Source organism: Alkalibacillus salilacus, from assembly GCF_030812915.1.
Classification (GTDB): domain Bacteria; phylum Bacillota; class Bacilli; order Bacillales; family Alkalibacillaceae; genus Alkalibacillus; species Alkalibacillus salilacus.
The window spans coordinates 393,760-411,639 of sequence record NZ_JAUSTQ010000001.1 but is presented as its reverse complement, the minus strand read 5'-3'; the positions used below and the strand labels follow the sequence as shown (position 1 = coordinate 411,639).

At 39.4% G+C, this 17,880-nt stretch carries 18 protein-coding genes and 2 tRNA genes; 2 read left to right on the top strand and 18 right to left on the bottom strand.

The genetic code is table 11. The annotated features are described in order from the left end of the window. Positions 1-443 precede the first annotated feature (443 nt). The 12 genes from lysS to spoIIE form a co-directional block, all read right to left on the bottom strand. A complete protein-coding gene (gene lysS, locus J2S77_RS02115) occupies positions 444-1,934 on the bottom strand; it encodes a lysine--tRNA ligase (RefSeq protein ID WP_306974186.1) in 1,491 nt (496 codons plus the stop codon). A 96-nt stretch (positions 1,935-2,030) separates the two neighbouring features. Next, complete coding sequence (gene folK, locus J2S77_RS02110; RefSeq protein WP_306974184.1) at positions 2,031-2,528, bottom strand: 2-amino-4-hydroxy-6-hydroxymethyldihydropteridine diphosphokinase; 498 nt, start codon at positions 2,526-2,528, stop codon at positions 2,031-2,033. Next, entirely contained in the window at positions 2,515-2,889 is a 375-nt protein-coding gene (gene folB, locus J2S77_RS02105; protein WP_306974182.1) for a dihydroneopterin aldolase, read from the bottom strand. The genes folK and folB overlap by 14 nt, the downstream gene beginning before the upstream one ends. Beyond that, positions 2,876-3,715 carry a dihydropteroate synthase gene (gene folP, locus J2S77_RS02100; protein WP_306974180.1) on the bottom strand — a complete coding sequence of 280 codons (840 nt, stop codon included), beginning with the start codon at positions 3,713-3,715 and terminating at the stop codon, positions 2,876-2,878. The genes folB and folP overlap by 14 nt, the downstream gene beginning before the upstream one ends. A 31-nt stretch (positions 3,716-3,746) precedes the next feature. Beyond that, positions 3,747-4,616 carry an Hsp33 family molecular chaperone HslO gene (hslO, locus tag J2S77_RS02095; RefSeq protein ID WP_306974179.1) on the bottom strand — a complete coding sequence of 290 codons (870 nt, stop codon included), beginning with the start codon at positions 4,614-4,616 and terminating at the stop codon, positions 3,747-3,749. A gap of 2 nt (positions 4,617-4,618) precedes the next feature. Continuing rightward, a complete protein-coding gene (locus J2S77_RS02090; RefSeq protein ID WP_306974177.1) occupies positions 4,619-5,395 on the bottom strand; it encodes a type III pantothenate kinase in 777 nt (258 codons plus the stop codon). Between the two features lie 629 nt (positions 5,396-6,024). Then, positions 6,025-8,073: an ATP-dependent zinc metalloprotease FtsH gene (ftsH, locus tag J2S77_RS02085; protein ID WP_306974175.1), complete on the bottom strand. Its 2,049-nt coding sequence runs from the start codon at positions 8,071-8,073 to the stop codon at positions 6,025-6,027. A 132-nt stretch (positions 8,074-8,205) separates the two neighbouring features. After that, complete coding sequence (gene hpt / locus J2S77_RS02080) at positions 8,206-8,742, bottom strand: hypoxanthine phosphoribosyltransferase (protein WP_306974173.1); 537 nt, start codon at positions 8,740-8,742, stop codon at positions 8,206-8,208. An 11-nt stretch (positions 8,743-8,753) separates the two neighbouring features. After that, positions 8,754-10,124: a tRNA lysidine(34) synthetase TilS gene (gene tilS / locus J2S77_RS02075; RefSeq protein ID WP_306974171.1), complete on the bottom strand. Its 1,371-nt coding sequence runs from the start codon at positions 10,122-10,124 to the stop codon at positions 8,754-8,756. A gap of 84 nt (positions 10,125-10,208) precedes the next feature. Next, positions 10,209-11,135, bottom strand: a complete 927-nt coding sequence (gene prkT, locus J2S77_RS02070; protein ID WP_306974169.1) for a serine/threonine protein kinase PrkT — start codon at positions 11,133-11,135, stop codon at positions 10,209-10,211. Then, positions 11,098-11,847: a vWA domain-containing protein gene (locus J2S77_RS02065; protein ID WP_306974167.1), complete on the bottom strand. Its 750-nt coding sequence runs from the start codon at positions 11,845-11,847 to the stop codon at positions 11,098-11,100. Before J2S77_RS02065 ends, prkT begins: the two co-directional genes overlap by 38 nt. 63 nt (positions 11,848-11,910) lie before the next feature. Next, the gene (spoIIE, locus tag J2S77_RS02060; protein WP_306974165.1) at positions 11,911-14,358 is read right to left on the bottom strand and encodes a stage II sporulation protein E; all 2,448 of its coding nucleotides are present in this window, start codon (positions 14,356-14,358) and stop codon (positions 11,911-11,913) included. Between the two features lie 264 nt (positions 14,359-14,622). Here spoIIE and J2S77_RS02055 point away from each other — a divergent pair. Together J2S77_RS02055 and J2S77_RS02050 are read left to right on the top strand one after the other, a co-directional pair. Beyond that, positions 14,623-14,696: transfer RNA gene (locus J2S77_RS02055), tRNA-Met, on the top strand. Positions 14,697-14,711: 15 nt separating this feature from the next. Then, a tRNA-Glu gene (locus tag J2S77_RS02050) sits at positions 14,712-14,783 on the top strand. Positions 14,784-15,179: 396 nt separating this feature from the next. On the opposite strand, the gene J2S77_RS02045 is transcribed toward J2S77_RS02050, so the two are convergent. The 6 genes from J2S77_RS02045 to J2S77_RS02025 form a co-directional block, all read right to left on the bottom strand. After that, positions 15,180-15,389, bottom strand: coding sequence for a hypothetical protein (locus J2S77_RS02045; protein ID WP_306974163.1), 210 nt, complete (start codon positions 15,387-15,389; stop codon positions 15,180-15,182). Positions 15,390-15,809: 420 nt separating this feature from the next. Next, positions 15,810-16,190, bottom strand: a complete 381-nt coding sequence (locus J2S77_RS02040; RefSeq protein ID WP_306974161.1) for a S1 domain-containing RNA-binding protein — start codon at positions 16,188-16,190, stop codon at positions 15,810-15,812. Positions 16,191-16,264: 74 nt separating this feature from the next. Next, positions 16,265-16,666: an FtsB family cell division protein gene (locus J2S77_RS02035; RefSeq protein ID WP_306974159.1), complete on the bottom strand. Its 402-nt coding sequence runs from the start codon at positions 16,664-16,666 to the stop codon at positions 16,265-16,267. Further along, positions 16,638-17,246 (bottom strand): spore cortex biosynthesis protein YabQ, encoded by a 609-nt coding sequence (yabQ, locus tag J2S77_RS14420; RefSeq protein ID WP_370871764.1) that lies wholly within the window; start codon positions 17,244-17,246, stop codon positions 16,638-16,640. Before yabQ ends, J2S77_RS02035 begins: the two co-directional genes overlap by 29 nt. Next, a complete protein-coding gene (gene yabP, locus J2S77_RS02030) occupies positions 17,243-17,548 on the bottom strand; it encodes a sporulation protein YabP (RefSeq protein ID WP_306974157.1) in 306 nt (101 codons plus the stop codon). The genes yabQ and yabP overlap by 4 nt, the downstream gene beginning before the upstream one ends. Positions 17,549-17,606: 58 nt before the next feature. Next, the gene (locus J2S77_RS02025) at positions 17,607-17,873 is read right to left on the bottom strand and encodes an RNA-binding S4 domain-containing protein (RefSeq protein WP_167262869.1); all 267 of its coding nucleotides are present in this window, start codon (positions 17,871-17,873) and stop codon (positions 17,607-17,609) included. Between the last annotated feature and the right edge of the window lie 7 nt (positions 17,874-17,880).

Here is a 17,880-nt window from a genome sequence, read left to right as displayed (position 1 = left end):
ATGACTAATATACCAAGTTGAAAACCGAAAGTCAACAACTTTTTATTAATCTTTTTAATCGATTGTTTAAATCGATTTGGCTCTCAAAAAGCGACCTTTTTAATATAACAACTATTGGTTGAAAAGTCAATAGTTATTTTGTGATTTGATTTCGCTATATGTTCCTTCAAATCACTGTCATTAGCGCGTCTCTCAACGCGACAATTAATAATGTATCACGCCTGAAAGTCATACGCAATAGTTTTGTTAATGTAAATTAATTCTGACAAATAAAGCTTCTTTTAATACCCAAAGCTCACTAAGTTAGTTATCAAATCATCTTCTATCATCACGACTTTCCATTCAATGAAAATCATATTATTCTTGATTACAAAACCATAAAAAAAGACTTACCTACACCTTCACTAGTGTGGTAAGTCTTGGCTTTATCTATACATCATCAATTAAGAGCGGTGACGCATTTGCGGGAAGAGTAATACATCACGGATTGATGGTGAATCAGTTAATAACATGATTAATCGATCAATTCCGATCCCTAAACCACCTGTTGGCGGCATTCCGTATTCTAGTGCCTCTAAAAAGTCTTCATCCATTAAATGCGCTTCATCATTACCTGCATCACGTTCTTTCACTTGTGCTTCAAAACGTTCACGCTGGTCAATTGGATCATTTAATTCAGAGAATGCGTTCGCATACTCGCGACCAACTATAAATAATTCGAAACGATCTGTATAACGTCCATCTTCATCATTTTTCTTAGCTAACGGTGAAATTGCAACTGGATGTCCGTAAATAAAGGTAGGTTGAATTAAGTGTTCCTCGACCTTTTGTTCAAAGAATTCGTTGACGATATGACCAAACGCCATATTATTTTCTACGTTAACACCATGTTCTTTCGCTAATGTATGAGCTTGTTCATCTGATAGGTCTTGCCAGAAGTCAACTCCAGTATACTCTTTGATGGCATCAATCATGTGCCAACGTTTCCAACCAGATGATAAGTCAACTGAATGTTCACCGTACGTTACAGTTGTTGAGCCGAGTACATCTTGAGCAATATGAGCAATTAGCGTTTCTGTTAAATCCATCATGTCATGGTAATCAGCAAATGCTTCATATAGCTCGATCATCGTGAATTCTGGATTATGGCGTGTTGAGACGCCTTCATTACGGAAGACACGACCAATTTCATATACTTTCTCCATACCACCTACAATTAAACGCTTCAAATGGAGTTCAATCGCAATACGCATATACAATGGAATATCTAAAGCATTATGATGAGTTTCGAATGGGCGTGCCGATGCTCCACCTGGAATCGAATGCATCATCGGTGTCTCAACTTCTAAAAAGCCTTGGTCATCTAAGTAACGGCGCATGGATTGTAGGATTTTACTTCTTAATACGAATGTATCTCGGCTTTCTAAGTTGGTGATTAAATCAAGATAACGTTGACGATAACGTTGTTCGACGTCTTTCAAACCATGAAACTTCTCTGGTAAAGGGCGCAATGATTTAGTTAAGAATTCGAATGAATCAGCCTTAACGGAAAGTTCGCCAACTTTAGTCTTAAACATCACACCTGAAACACCAACGATATCACCTAAGTCAGCTGATTGGAAAATCTCATAAGCTTCGTCACCAATTCGGTCTTTACGGACATAGATTTGCACTTGCCCTGACAAATCTTGAATATGTGCGAAGCCTGCTTTACCTTTACCCCGCTTCGTCATAATACGTCCAGCGACGGTCACTGACGTTTCAGATTCCATTTCTTCCAATTCTTCTTTACTATACTGATCATAAAGCGCCTCTAAATCTTTGGCTAGATGGGTACGTTCAAATTTATCACCAAAAGGATTGATGCCGGATTCTTGTAATGTTTTTAACTTTTCAAGTCGCATCTGCATTTGGTCATTCATTTCTTCTGACACAGTATTCACCTCTATCTATTAAGTAATCCTTCACGATACCTGATAATCTAGTTTAAACACTTGGCGCGTTAAACAGAAGGTTAGATCATCATTTATTCAAATATGTTCTGCATAATACTCTACACCAGCAAGTTCCTCAGAATCAAGTTCATTCACATAGCTTTGAACGGTTTTATCGTTAATTTTTTCATGCTTAGCTATATCAGACAATGGCACTAACACAAAAGCTCGCTCGGTCATTCGTGGATGAGGAATCGTTAAGCGTTCTGTTTCTAACTTCGCCTGAGCAAATAATAAGATATCCAAATCGATCTGCCGCGGCCCGTTTCGAAATGTTTTCTCACGACCGACTGACTCCTCAATCGATTGTGTTAACGTTAATAATTCTAACGGTTCATAGGTGGTATCAACGGCAACCACCATGTTTAGAAAGGCCGCTTGATCAAGAAAACCAACTGGTGCGGTTTGGTAGACCTTTGATAACGCTATAAGCTCAACGCCCTGATCTTGAGATAAAGCTTCAATTGCTTCTTTTAAGTAAACTTCCCTTGGTTCAATATTCGACCCTAATGCGATATAACTACGATAAGCCATAAGGGCGCTCCCGTTCGATCTCAACCGCAACCGATTGGTAATAACCTGGGATTGGTGGACCTGGTTTATCAATCGTTATTTTAATCGCTTCTAAAATTGAAAATGCTCGAAACATTTCTTCGGCCAACGTTTCAGCAACGGCTTCAACTAAATTATACGCTTCACCTTCAACAACAGCCTGAGCTACTTCATAGGCTTGACCATAGTCAATGCTATCATCCATATTGTCAGTTTTACCTGATGACGATAAATCCAACATAAGCTCTAAGTCGACTGTAAAACGTTGACCTAACTTATTCTCTTCTGGAAACAAACCGTGATAACCGTAAAACATCATACCATTTAACTTAATCTTGTCCATGTTCATTCCACCCTTTACCAAGCATTGCATCCATCATGTCTACTGCACGTTTGACTTCCTTTACATCATGAACCCGTACAATATCAACACCCTGGCTTACGCCCTGACAAACCGTTGCAATCGTTCCTTCTAATCGCTCTTCAACGGTTAAATCCAGCGTTTTACCCACAACTGATTTACGTGAGGTACCTAGTAAAATCGGGTAGCCCAATGTTTTTAATTCTTGCATACGTCTCATAACGAGTAAATTTTGCTGATGTGTTTTACCGAAACCCACGCCAGGGTCTAAAATGATTTGTTCGTCTTTAACCCCTTGTTGTTTCACGGTTTCAATCGATCCCTTCAAGGAGATTTTTAAGTCATCCATTAGATCGTCATAATTTGGTTCGGTTTGATTATGCATTAATATGATAGGGCAGCCATACTTCTTTGCAATAGTACCAATCTCTGGGTCATGTTTAGCTCCCCATACGTCATTGATGATTGTCGCGCCTGCTTGAACTGCAGCTTCAGCTGTTTTAGCTTTATACGTATCGATTGAAATGGGAACAGATAAATGTTCAGTTAACGCTTGAATCACTGGAACCACTCGGTTAATTTCCTCTTCTACTGAAACAGGGGTGTGTCCAGGACGCGTTGACTCCCCGCCGACATCAATCACCGTCGCACCATCCGCTACCATTTGCTCCGCTTGTGCCACAGCCCGTTCTAGATCATTAAACTGCCCACCATCTGAGAATGAATCAGGTGTTACATTTAGAATTCCCATAACCATTGTCTGATCGAATAATGGAAGTGACTGATTCATAGGCTGAGTATCTTGCATGAAGATTCCCCTTTCCGCACTAACATAAAAATTAGCTCTTTAATTCGCTCAATTCTTCTGCTGATAAATGATAGACTTCATTACAGAAGTGGCATGTTGCCTCTGCTCCACCATCTTCTTCAATCATCGACTGAATTTCTTCATTTCCGAGTGAAGCAATCGCGTTCTCTGTACGTTCTTTTGAACATGAACAGCTGAATTCAACGTCCTGTTGTTCAACTATATGCCATTCATGTCCTTCAAAAAAGCTCTCTAAAATGTCTTCTGGTTTTTTACCTTGTTGAATTTGTGTTGAAACAGTTGTCATTTGATTAATCCGTTCTTCAACGATTGAGATCGTCTCCTCAGTTGCACCAGGCATCATTTGAACAATAAAACCACCTGAAGCCAAGATTGAATAATCTGTATCAACTAAGACACCTGCGCCTACAGCTGATGGCACTTGTTCTGATGTAACAAAGTAATACGTGAAGTCTTCACTAATTTCACCCGAAACAATCGGAACTTGTCCTGTGAAATTATTTTTAAGTCCGATATCTTTCACGACACCAATCGTACCATTTGTTCCAACAGCACGGCGAACATCTAATTTGCCATATTCATTTGAATCAAAGTCGACATGTGGGTTTTTGAGGTAACCTCGTATTTCACCTTTGGCGTTTCCGTCTGCAACGATCGCACCGATCGGGCCATCGCCTTCAACTTTAACTGTCAGCTTATCATCACCTTTAAGCATCGCGCCCATCATGGCCGTAATAGTCATTGTTCGACCTAGGGCTGCAGATGCAGTTGGCCATGTGTCATGGCGGCGGCACGCTTCATTAACAAATTGTGTTGATTCAATCGCATAAGCACGGACTTGACCGTCAAATGCAGTTGCTTTAACTAAATAATCACTCATGATTAATCTCCTTTCTCGTTTGCGCAATATATCTCATATAAACCATGTAATGTTAGTTCAGTATCTACATAATCAATGGTTTCAGACCCTTTACCAATCAATCTAGCCAAACCACCTGTTGCGACAACAGTTGGCGTTTGATTAGCTTGGGCTTTAAATTGATTCACAACAGCATCCACTTGACCGACGTAGCCGTAATAGATCCCTGATTGCATCGCTTCTACCGTTGATTGTCCGACAACTTGATGTGGACGTCCAATCTCAATCCGTGGTAACTTAGCTGCTTTAGCATATAAAGCTTCGGTTGAAATATTGATTCCAGGTGCAATTGCTCCACCTACATATTCTTCATTTTCGTTGACATAACAATAGGTCGTAGCCGTCCCAAAATCAATAATAACAGCTGGAGCACCATACATTTTAATAGCACCAACTGCGTTAACAATACGGTCTGCACCGATTTCTTGAGGATTCGGGTAAGCCATTTTCAAATGAGCATCCACGCGCTGGCTCCCTACAACTAATGGCTTCAAGTGAAAGTAGTATTCACACATCTTTTCTAAAGAAAACATAATCGGAGGTACCACTGATGAAATAATCACACCATCAAAGTCATCGAATGATAGACCGTGGTGTTGTAATAAAGCTTTCACTTGCATCGCGTATTCATCTTCCGTTTTATGACGATCGGTTGCAATGCGCCACTGATAAGTTAGTTTGTCTTGTTCAAACACACCCATAACGGTATTGGTATTGCCTACGTCTAATACAAATATCATACTGTCACACCATTTCTTTATAACAATTTAATAACGAGTCATTAGCTTGATGTTTCATTCAACGTAAATCATACCACAAACACTCAGTTTTTGTCGTGAAACCTACTCAAAATCTCAATGAATCAGCGGTATCCTCTGTTATAGTCCGTTGTTGAATTGTGATCCGCTTTCGGTGGACGCTTTTACCCATAGGGCACAAGTGCAACATCTGCTCAATCTCACTACGTTCGTTTTTCACAGTGTTTTCTATGCAGGGGCACGGCTCGAGCCTCCTCGGCAATTAAAGGAACTTCGGCTAAATGCCGGACGTCAATCACAAACGCCGAAGTGACCCACATCCTGCGGCCCTCTGGGGGTCTCGAGACACGTGCTTTTCCCGTGACGCCCCGGACGGGCTAATGTCGACGTTGGTCACAAAAGCTGATTTCATAAGCTTCTTTGCCTAATTCTGCGCCGAGTACTCGCAGGCGCAGGACGTGACCGAACTTAGTCGACCTGGAGTCGCCACCTTCGCTCCTCACAATTCAACAACTATGAGCTCATAATACATTCCAAACAACAATAACTTTCACTAAACCAACAACAAAAAACCTACCCTAACTTTATTAGGGTAGGTTGGGATCATTTGATTATTCTTTACGACGATCGTCATCTGATGTTTCATTATCTGAAGCAGTATCATCATTAGGTGTTTCATTTGAAACATTCTCATCTGACGATTCATCTTTTGATTGAATATTAACTTGAACATCTTGATTGTCATCTGAATCATCTTGACCATTTGTTTCAGTCGTTTCAGATTTTTGATCAGATGAAGTCTCATCAACCACATCTTCTTCGAGTGGCTCTGGTAATACGCCATCTTCGAAAAGACCTTTAATCTGACGAGCATCAAGTGTTTCAACTTCAAGTAATGTTTTCGCAATGATTTCTAATTGTTCTTTATGCTCTGACAAGATACTGTGAGCACGTTCATAACAATCATTAATAATTGCTTGAACTTCTTGGTCGATCACATAAGCGATTTGATCACTATAATTCGGTTCGTTCTGAATGTCCTTACCTAAGAAGACTTGGCCTCCAGAACTACCAAATTGTAATGGACCTAACTTCTCACTCATACCGAATTCAGTTACCATCTTACGGGCAATATTAGTTGAGCGTTGGAAGTCATTATGAGCGCCAGTACTTGCTTCACCGAAGATTAATTCTTCAGCAACACGACCACCTAATAAGCCTGTAATCTTATCAAGCAACTCTGGTTTCGTTTGGAAGTAACGGTCTTCTTTAGGAAGCATAACCGCATAACCACCAGCTTGGCCACGTGGCACGATTGTAACCTTATGAACCATATCAGCTTCATCAAGGACCATACCAATAACCGTGTGTCCACTTTCGTGGTATGCAACAATGTTTTTCTCTTTATCAGAAATGACACGGCTCTTCTTAGCAGGACCTGCAATCACACGGTCAATCGCCTCGTCAACGTGTTCCATTTCAATCTTCTTCGAGTCAGCGCGTGCAGCAACTAAAGCTGCCTCGTTTAATAAGTTTTCTAGGTCTGCACCTGTGAACCCAGGTGTTCTTAACGCAATCGCCTTAACGTCCACTGATTCACTTAACGGTTTATTACGAGCGTGGACTTGTAAGACTTCTTGACGTCCTTTAACGTCTGGGTTCTGAACAGGGATTTGACGGTCAAAACGACCAGGACGTAATAACGCTGGGTCAAGAATGTCTGGGCGGTTTGTTGCTGCCATCATTATAATACCTTCATTGACACCAAAACCGTCCATTTCAACAAGTAATTGGTTTAATGTCTGTTCACGTTCGTCGTGGCCACCGCCGACACCAGCGCCACGCTGACGTCCAACTGCATCAATTTCATCAATGAAAATAATACAAGGTGCGTTTTTCTTCGCATTTTCGAATAAGTCACGAACACGTGACGCACCAACACCAACAAACATTTCAACGAAGTCAGAACCACTGATTGAGAAGAACGGTACGCCCGCTTCACCAGCTACTGCCTTCGCAAGTAATGTCTTACCAGTACCTGGAGGGCCAACGAGTAAGACCCCTTTTGGAATACGTGCGCCCAATTCAGAGAATTTACGCGGATCCTTCAAGAACTCAACAACTTCTACAAGCTCTTGTTTCTCTTCATCAGCACCTGCTACTTCATTAAATTTGGTCTGCTTCTTATCTTCGGTATACATCTTCGCCTTACTCTTACCGAAGTTCATCATACGGCCGCCGCCGCCTTGCATTTGGCTAAGTAAGAAGAAGAACAGGATAAAGATAATTAAAAATGGAATAAGCGTTGTAAAAAATCGCGCCCAAGCGCTTGGTTCTTCAGCTGCCTGAACATCGACTAACCCTTGATCTCGAGCTGTATCCACAACATTATTAACGATTTCTTCAGTCGCTGGAATTTCAGCACGGAATGATTCAGCTTCTCCCGTATCACCAGGCTGATATTCACCTGTTACATCATACGCAAAGTTCGTATATTGTAAGTTTAATTCTTCAATTTGGCCATTTTCTAAGACCTCTTGAAATTCATCATAAGTGAGTTGTTCCGTTTCCGGACTCGGATTGTTCAACATTCCGATAATTCCGATGACAACTAAAAAGATTATTAAGTAAAATATGGTATTTCGGAACACCCGATTCATCACTAACCTCCTCCTAAGCTATGTGCAAACTAAGCTGTCTACCCATCATCTATAGTTCATTGCTTGTTTCATTATTTAAGTGCAAAACTAAACTTATGTTATCATAATTATTTTACCTACCTCAAACAATAACTACGAATAAATCTCTTCTTTTAAAACCCCGATATATGGAAGGTTTCGATAACGCTCTTGAAAGTCAAGTCCATAGCCGACAACAAAGGCGTCTGGTACTTCAAAACCAACAATATCTGCAAACACATTAGCTTTACGTCCAGATGGCTTGTCTAACAATGTCACAATCGTAATGGAATTCGCTTGACGATATTTAAATAAATCAACTAAATAACTTAACGTTAAGCCACTATCAATAATATCTTCGATGATCAATAAATCACGACCATTAACTTGCGTATCCAAGTCTTTCACGATACGAACTTCCCCAGATGATTCCATTCCGCCGCCATAGCTTGAGACATCCATAAAGTCGATTTCAACATGCGTTTCAACACGCTTTAATAAATCATTCATAAACGGCATGGCACCTTTTAAAACACCAATTGCCAGAGGGAACTTCCCATCAAAGTCACGTGTGATTTGCGCTCCTAATTCTTCTGCTTTAGCTTGAATTTCCTCTTCAGAAATCAACACTTCTTTAATTTCATTATGCAAAACAAATCCCCCTATGATTCACTTTCATCAATTGAAAGTATGATATGATGTGTATCCGATAAATCAGCCCAATCGCTCTGTTTTAATAATGGAATCCACAATACACGACCATCTGCATCTGTTACCACCGGCCATGTATCACGCTCATGTAAAGGAACTTTTTCATCAATGAAGATATCCTTTACTTTTTTATGACCATTTAATCCTTTAGGACGTATTCGATCACCTGGACGTCTTGTCCGAACGGTTAGCGGCCATGTCACATCCGATTTTGATCCAACGACAATGTGAGGGTTTAAATCGATTGTTTTACTGTTCTCAGAGCTCAACTCTTGAACTTGTATGGTCCAACCATTTGGTAGCCGATGCATATCACCAACATTTAATGGAATCGCGTAACTATTCGGCTCGAACGTCTGGGTTGTTACAGTACACGTATCGTAAGATTTAATGGCTTTCAAACCTTGTCGCAATGTCCACTCACTATTAGGAGCTTCCGATTCTAGCCACATTTTAAATGACTGAAAATCATGGCGATAAGACTGATTACTTACACTAAGATAGTTTAATATTAGATGAAAGCCTCGCCTTTGTAAAGGTAATGGCAATGCCTTAAAAGAATTAATTGAAAAGGTCACCTTTTGTTCACAAAATTGGCTGATCAACCCCATACGTTCCTCAGCCCATTCATTTAACATCTGATGATCTTCGGATAATTCATGATGAAGATCCATAGCACTATTATGTATATTAGGATTTTCTGATTGAACAAATGGTAATAACTGATGACGGAAACGATTGCGCGTATAATGATCCGAAGCATTGCTTGGGTCTTCACGGAAAGAGATCGAATGTTGATTCACATAATCCTTAATCTGTTCTTTACTCACTGTTAACAAAGGGCGTATGACGTGAAGCGCATCTAATTGCTTACTAGCGTCCATGCCTCTTGGGAGGACACCTTTGCTTAGACGCATGAACATCGTTTCAACTTGGTCATCACCATGATGGGCTAAAACGAGTTTTCCGGATTCACTCACTTCTTTCGCGAAAGCGTCGTAGCGTAAAATTCGCGCCGCTTCTTGCACACCTGTTTGGTTCTTTTGTTGATAAGCCTTAGTATCAACTTTAAGTACACGACAAGGAATGGATAAGTCGGCAGCCTGATTAGCCACAAATAAACTGTCCGCGGCAGATTCTTCGCCGCGTAGCTGGTGATCCACCGTTAAGACTGTCAGGGATAAATTCCATTCTGATTGCATGCTGTACAATAAATGGAGTAATGCCATCGAATCAACGCCACCTGATACAGCTACATAAAGTTCATCTCCCTTATGAATCAACCCCTGCTCCTGGATAAATTGTTTTACTTGTTCTTCCATAAGACAAGCCGCCCTTTTTGATCATTCATCACCACTTTATCGTACCATTATACCAAATCCTCATTCAATTAACAGCGGGATCGACTATAATAATATATAGATCATTAACCCATTAAACGCCACCATCCCACTCAATGTAATTAAGTCACGTTCACTGATGCGTTGGGTATTTGTTTTAGTGGTACGACCTTGGACTGGGCGAGAAAGGCTTAATTGTTGCAAAGCTAGATCAAGATCGCGTTTCATATGCAAAGCATCACGGTATTTCCCTAACAAAGCCTGTTTAATGACTTGTTGAAAGGGCGTGATCCGCCTGCTACTAGATAAGAAACGCCAAAGCATTTGTTGCTGACCGTTTGAATCAAATTTCAACGGGCGTTCTGCGTGCATCAAACAAATCGCCAATGCAAATAAGTCGTAAGTTGGATCCGCTTTTCGTCCGCCTAGCCGCCAAAACCCTCGGTCATAGATGGACGTATATTCACGAATACCACGTCCTACTTGAGTAACCCCTCCAACATCCACTAACCGAATTCTTTTAAGGCCATCGTCAAATATCATATTATCTAACTTTAAATCACCGAAAATATAACCCATACTATGGAGCTGATGAAGTTCAGATAAAAGACGTGACATTAATCGGCCAAGATCAACTAATGATAACTTCCCCACTAGTGACGTCATAGGTTTACCTTGCACATATTCCATCACATAAAAGCTTTGCTTCATTCGATTAGGAAGATAACCATCATCTACATCGATTAAAGAAGGCCCAAGTGAAACACTTTGGGCCCGCTGTAATTTCTTTAGAATATTAGCTTCAGCCGTGACAACGGATGGATCGCGACTAATTTTTAAGGCCATTTTCTTACCCGATGCTTCAACAAGATAAGTAGACCCTCGCGCACCTTCACCTAATAGCTGTTTAATATGATACTGTCGATTATGCCACAGACCATTAATCCTCGTCCCATTAGCTAGACGAACGGTAGGATGGATCGATGACATCATATGCTGCCCCTCTCATCACATCATCTTGCTCACTAATATGGAAGGCCTTTGCCGCTTCACGCAATGCTGCACCAGTAGGGGTAATCCCTCCCACAGCAAACTTCGGAAATACCTTGGCAATTCGTTTACCATCATCCGTCCAATCAAGCAGCAATTTGACGACTTGCTTACGAGTTGGGAATTGATAAACTGTATACATAAATTGACCTTGTCTTGCATCTAAACTAATCATTAAATCATCTAGGGCCTCTTTCACAGCAGACATTTTCGTTTGCATACTAGCACTCGTATCCACTAGAATCACCATATTTAAATCAACTGTTTCACTTAAATCTTCCATAACCTCTTGTACTTCACCCCTTGTCTCAGGTGGCAAAGCCTCTTCATTTGTTTCATCACCTAAAATACTTTTTAGCTCTTGATTCACATAGCCTTGAATCGTTTGCGTCATAGCTTGCTGAGTGACCATTTGCATTGTTTCTGATAAATCATCCGCATATACAATCCGGCTAACCCCTTTACCTGCTTCAGCTATTTCATTGACTTCACGCAAACCAATCGGTTCTTCTGTTTGATCATCATCTAATACACCAATCACATTAACAGATACCCCTGTTGATACAATGTGACGACTAACAGCCACTGGATCTTCACCTTGGTTTGAACAACCATCTGTGATTAATAGAATTTGACTAACACTACCTTTATTCAACTGCCAACGCCTCCTTCAACATTTACAATCATTGTTGACAGCCAAAAATAGAAATATACGTCATTAAACCGTAGCTACTGAAGAGAATGAAGCCCATTTCGGACGACTTTTTTCGATTTTTGTCACTAACACGGTCATATCATCGACTATAGCTCCATGATGACTACGAATCGTTTCTTCTAATATTAAATCTGCCACATCTTGAGGATCATCTGTTTCGAGCTCACGAATTTTCCGTTTTAACCACATTTCCCGGTTATCTTCAGTTGCCGCAGACTCTAAAATGCCATCACTCACCATAACGAGTAAGTCGCCATCTTTAAGCGATTCATAAACAGGTTCCACATCGAATTCTTCTAAAATACCAATTGGTAAGTTACCCGATTCAATAGGGTAGACAGCATCGCCTCTTTTAATGAAACTCATCATGGCACCAATCTTCAAAAAGTTCACATGTGGTTCTTGTAAATCAATCACGGCCAAATCAAGCGTCGCATAGATCTCATCAGATGTTCGCAACGATAGAATCGAATTAATCGACTGTAAAGCGACTTGTTCATTAATACCCGATTGTAAAATTTGTTTAAGTAGCTTCAATGTTTCCGAGCTTTCTAAATAAGCCCGTTCGCCATTCCCCATACCATCACTAATCGCTAACACAAAACGACTCTTACCTAAAGGCAACGTCATATACGTGTCTCCAGATAATAGATTGCCTTGTTTCGCCGCATGAGCTACTCCTGAAGCCAACTGATAATTTTTCACCGAACTAAAGACAAACGTCCTGTCACCATGCCGTTCTGAAGAAGCCGTCTCTTCATCTACCACAACTGTTTCATTTAATAAATCCGATAAAAGCGGGGCAATTACTTTTTCCGCTTCTCCGTGATAATCGTTAAAATAAATTGTCATTTCTAAATCAATATTACCCTTATCAATCGAAAATAATTCCAAATGCTCCAATGAATAACGATTCTCATACAGCATGCGGCGAATCATTTGTTCATGCCAAACATAATCTTCTCGTTCCTTAACCATTTCTGTCGCGAAATTGTTCATCACTTCTGATACACCATTAAGTTGTTCCGATACAAACTGGCGACTTTCTCTTACTTGTTGTTTTAAACGCTTATTCGCTTTATAAAATGAAAATTCATAACGCATTTGATCCACGACTTGATCACTTTTCACGCAGAAATTCCGCAATTTCCCCATTTGAAAATTAAGTTGTGATGAATCTCGTTCTTCAATCGCCATCATCATTTGCTTTAATACAGGATAAGTACGATCAAATTGATTCACCCAACAATTTTGTTTCTTAAGACAAGTTTGACACGTCTTCTCCGTCACCCGACTCAAATACTCATCCACGTCATGCATGTCATCAAACTTTGTTGTATCCGTTTCAATCGAAGCAAAACTATCCGATAGAGCTTCAAACATTTCAGAGAATCGTTCTACCCGGTTCGCTGTTGCATCACGAACTTTTTGTAAATAATGCTCGTTTTCAGCTTGTGCTTCTTCCGTTCCTGGAACATACTTAGCCACTTTCTTACCGAGCATAGATGGTGTCAGCAAAAATAAACCTGCTGCTATGACAGTTTGCCATAACAGATTGTGTAGCGACATCATTTCAATGTTATAAATACCAATTAATAATGCAGCAATAAGTGCACCGAACGTCATCACAGTTCTGTTAACATTTTTTAATAAGCCAGCTAATAAACCGATGAGTGCTAATAAACTAATCTGATAAAGTTCAATAGCACTTGTCAAACTCAACATCAAACCAACCATTACACCGACAGCCGAACCCGCAGTCGTACCTGCTACTAAAGCAGCAAATAACACAACATAAATCGCCATGATCTGATCAATCGCAATACCATTGATGGTTAATCCAACCATACCCGTTAACACAGCCGTCGCTAATATCATGGCACAGATCATTTCTTCTACTTTGAACTTCGCGCGCGGTGGTTTTAGAGAATTAAATGGATACGCTTGCAAAAATACCATCACTAGAAATCCAGCAAGCGTACCTTCAATCACAAACATCGTCATATCATAAACCGTAAAAACACCTTGAAAAGCGATGATCATTAGCCTTGCCAATATAACGCTCGCACCACTCGTCAATGCCAGCCACTTTAGACGTTTTGAACGTGTTTGTCCCCAATGATGGTCAATCATCAGCATCAACAAACTACTCAAGCTGATAAAAACTGCGTGTGGGATACTAACAGTCAAAGCCCCTAGTATCATACACAACATCGTCAACGGAGCAAACGACCGTTTTGTAACTGCTGTAACAGCCAAAAAAGCAATCGCAAACGGTGAAATTTCCGATAATATAATGGCTCGTCCTAATAATAACCCTAATAAGTACCATAATAGTCCGTACGTAATCATCAATTGATAGAAAAACTTTGCCATTCTATTAAGTACTGGCATCGTTTCGTTTAGGCGACGATTACTGGCGAATATAGATCGTTTTGATAGAGAACTCACGTCATCACCACCCCTTATATGCACAGTTAATCACGAATATGACTAAAACTTTGTCAAAATCACGAGTAGCAATGGAAAAATTTTTCGACTTTTCCTTTCGTTAATTGATGAATTAAGCGTACAAATATGATTTAGGGTACATGCTTTTACATGGCTTGATGAACATCAACAAAATTTACAAGAGAAATCGTTGAAATCTTGTTGACACATGCATTCTCGTATTGTACTATAATCTTTGTGCTCAACAGAGCAGGTTTAAAACTTGGCGGTGTAGCTCAGCTGGCGAGAGCGTACGGTTCATACCCGTGAGGTCGGGGGTTCGATTCCCTCCGCCGCCACTTTTTTAATACTGAGGCCCGTTGGTCAAGTGGTTAAGACACTGCCCTTTCACGGCAGTAACACGGGTTCGAATCCCGTACGGGTCACTAAAAATGAAGCTCGACATTGTTTTTAAAACAATGTCGGGCTTTTTATGTATGCTTGATCATTTTATAAATACGAAAATAACAGACTTGAGTAACTCCATTCGTTCCAGTCCTGCAAGAGAAAGTAATAAATAACAAACTAAGTAGGAATAAAATTCGAATAACATTTCGTATTCTTATTTTCATTGATATAACAAGATTTATTTACAGCTTGCAATGAAGGTTTTAAAACGATTCTTAAACGCTGTATTATTTGTGATCCCAAGGACAATTTGTTCTGGATTATTTAGAAAAGATTTGTGGAATTTTATGTTAAGGATCTGTTAAAGTTCAATGTTGATATTTTTATAATATTTGCTTGTAGGCTAACACACCCGTTAGTGAAATAGACATACCTTATTCTTTGTGCATCGTTTCAACCTTTTTCCTGTAATTTAAATCTATAACAATATCTCCGACACCCATTGCGATAAATCCATTTAGTAAAGCAAATATCGGAAGTGTTATACCTCCACCACCATTTGAAAAAGGAACCATAATCATTACCACTACACTAAAGAAGACGAAAGCCATTCCCAATAAATATAAAGTTCGACCAACAAACAATTTAAACCACTCCCATCTATATGAAGAACTTATAAAAAACTAATTCTTTCTTCAAGTAACCTGCCCGTTATTTGAACAAGAAACTTAAAAGCATCATTTCATTTTACTTATTGAAAAAATTGTATCTACGATCTAAGTAATGAAGAAAAAACAATTTATTTAAGATTATAGTTGATGGTGCCCCCAGGTGAATAATTATCACTTGCTGAAGATTTAATAAATTCGGCAGAAGTTTTATTGAAACAAATAATGTACTATTTATACCGTTATTAGCTATTAAAACTCACAAACCTGACCTAAATTGTACTTATACCCCAACAAATATTTAGAGCCATAATAAAAAATGCCACAACAGAACAATGTTCCGTTGTGGCATTTCTAAAATCGCTATATATTGACGAACCTAAATAGACAGCAAAATTACCCTCTTTTAGCACCACGTCCACCACGGCGAGATTCCGTATGCTTTTTAAGTGAGGACATCTTATCTTCACTATCCTTTAAAAATTTGTTCATTTTTGATTCAAAGTTTTCTGCGCGTTTCTTCTGTTCTTCGCGCTCATATTTCACATCCGCCTTTTTAATGGATAAACCAATCTTTCCATTATCTTCTACATTTAAAACTTTAACCTCGACCTCATCACCGACGGATAAGTGTTCGCTAATGTCCTTAACGAACTGATCTGCCACCTCACTAATGTGGACCAAGCCAGTTGACCCATCTGGAAGCTCAACAAAAGCTCCAAAATTTGTAATGCGGGTCACCTTACCGTGCAACTTGCTGCCTACTTCAACTGACATAAAGAAAATGCTCCTCCTTAATAATAATAAGAAAATCTACTCTTTATCATTATATATAAGCTCGATTAAAAGTGTCAATAAGAAGGCTCACCTTCTTCACTGTCTTCAGGCAAGTTGAAAATTACTTCTCCTTCACGCGAGAAGAAATAATCTTTCCGTGCGATTTGTAATAAATAATCAGTGTCATTTAATAATTCAACTTCTCGTTCTAATCGCTCTTGTTCATCCTTAGCTGTTTTTAATTCCGCTTGAAGTTGTTCTTGTTCTGCTTTTTTATCTTCATGTATAGCTTGTTGTTGTACATAATAAACTGAAAGTGTACCGGCTACTAATAAGAAAAGTAAACCAAAGGCGATTAAGCGACGTTTCAGAAGTTTTTTCTCTCTTCGCTTTCGAGCAAGATAAGCTTCTTGTTCTTTAACGTATGTTGAATCTAACTTTTCAACATTATCCATTCTTTTCTTCTTCTTGAACATCCCCTGCACGCCTCCTTTTCTTTATGAATAGCCCAAGTTTTTTCCACACAACTCTAATTCTATTATCGCAAGTTTCGACGAACTGTTTAAGGTACTTTTTTACTATTCTCGGCAGAAATGGTGCCAGCAATAGCTTAATCAGCTTAAATAAAGTCACTATTACTCGCCATACAATACTCAAAACAAAAACGACTATGCCCGCCAATACACGGACAATCCACGTTATAGGTTTAACAATCACATGGTTTATGAGCTGATAAATAGCTCGAAAACAAGCGGACAAAAGATTCAGAAAATACGCAAAAAATCGTAGAAATATGTCTTGAAATAGCGCATAGTATATCGAAATACCTAGAGCTAAGGCGATTATAAAATAAAATCGCAGTGCTCCTCCGTTAAGTTGAAATAAGATATAGTATAACCATACCCCAACTAACCCACAAAATAAACTATCAATTACTAATCGGTTCTTAAAAGCATGCGGACGAACCAACTGCTTGTACACATCAAATATAGCACCGATTAGTAATCCGCATAGAATAAGGACGAGCATCGTGGTGAATTGTGTTGTTAGCGTCATTTCAATAACTTGCTAAAGAATCCTTTAGCTGGCTGTTGTTTAGACTCATCGATATAATCAAATGAATAGATTTTACCTTGAATCGTGAGCAACCCTTCATCAACATTCAAATTCTTCATATGCAAATTATGGCCGCGCACCATCAAGTACCCTAGTGATGTCTTTAACAGAAATTCCTCTGTATCAAAACTATCGACATCCAAAACCCCTGTTAACTTCAATTCCTTTCGATCAGTCAAAGTCACAGCATGCTCTCGTTTTTCCTCGCGCTCTGGTTGATAGAGTGATTTTTCATATGGCATGTCTACCCCTCCTATTCACTAGCCATCTTATGACTAGCAATAAGAGTTCATGCATCAATTAATCATTTGTTTCAACTTTTTCTTCTTTAATGACTGTGTATAGACGTGTTGTTTGATCCTTTTTCACATGTTCCTGTAAGGATTCTACTTGAATAACTAATTTTTTATGGCCGTACTGAATCATAACTTCATCTCCAACTGTAAGGTCAGATGATGCTTTAGCTGGTTGACCATTAACTTCTATACGGCCTTGATTCGCTACATCTTTCGCAACTGTACGTCGTTTAATTAAGCGTGATAGTTTTAAAAATTTATCTAAGCGCATCATGTCA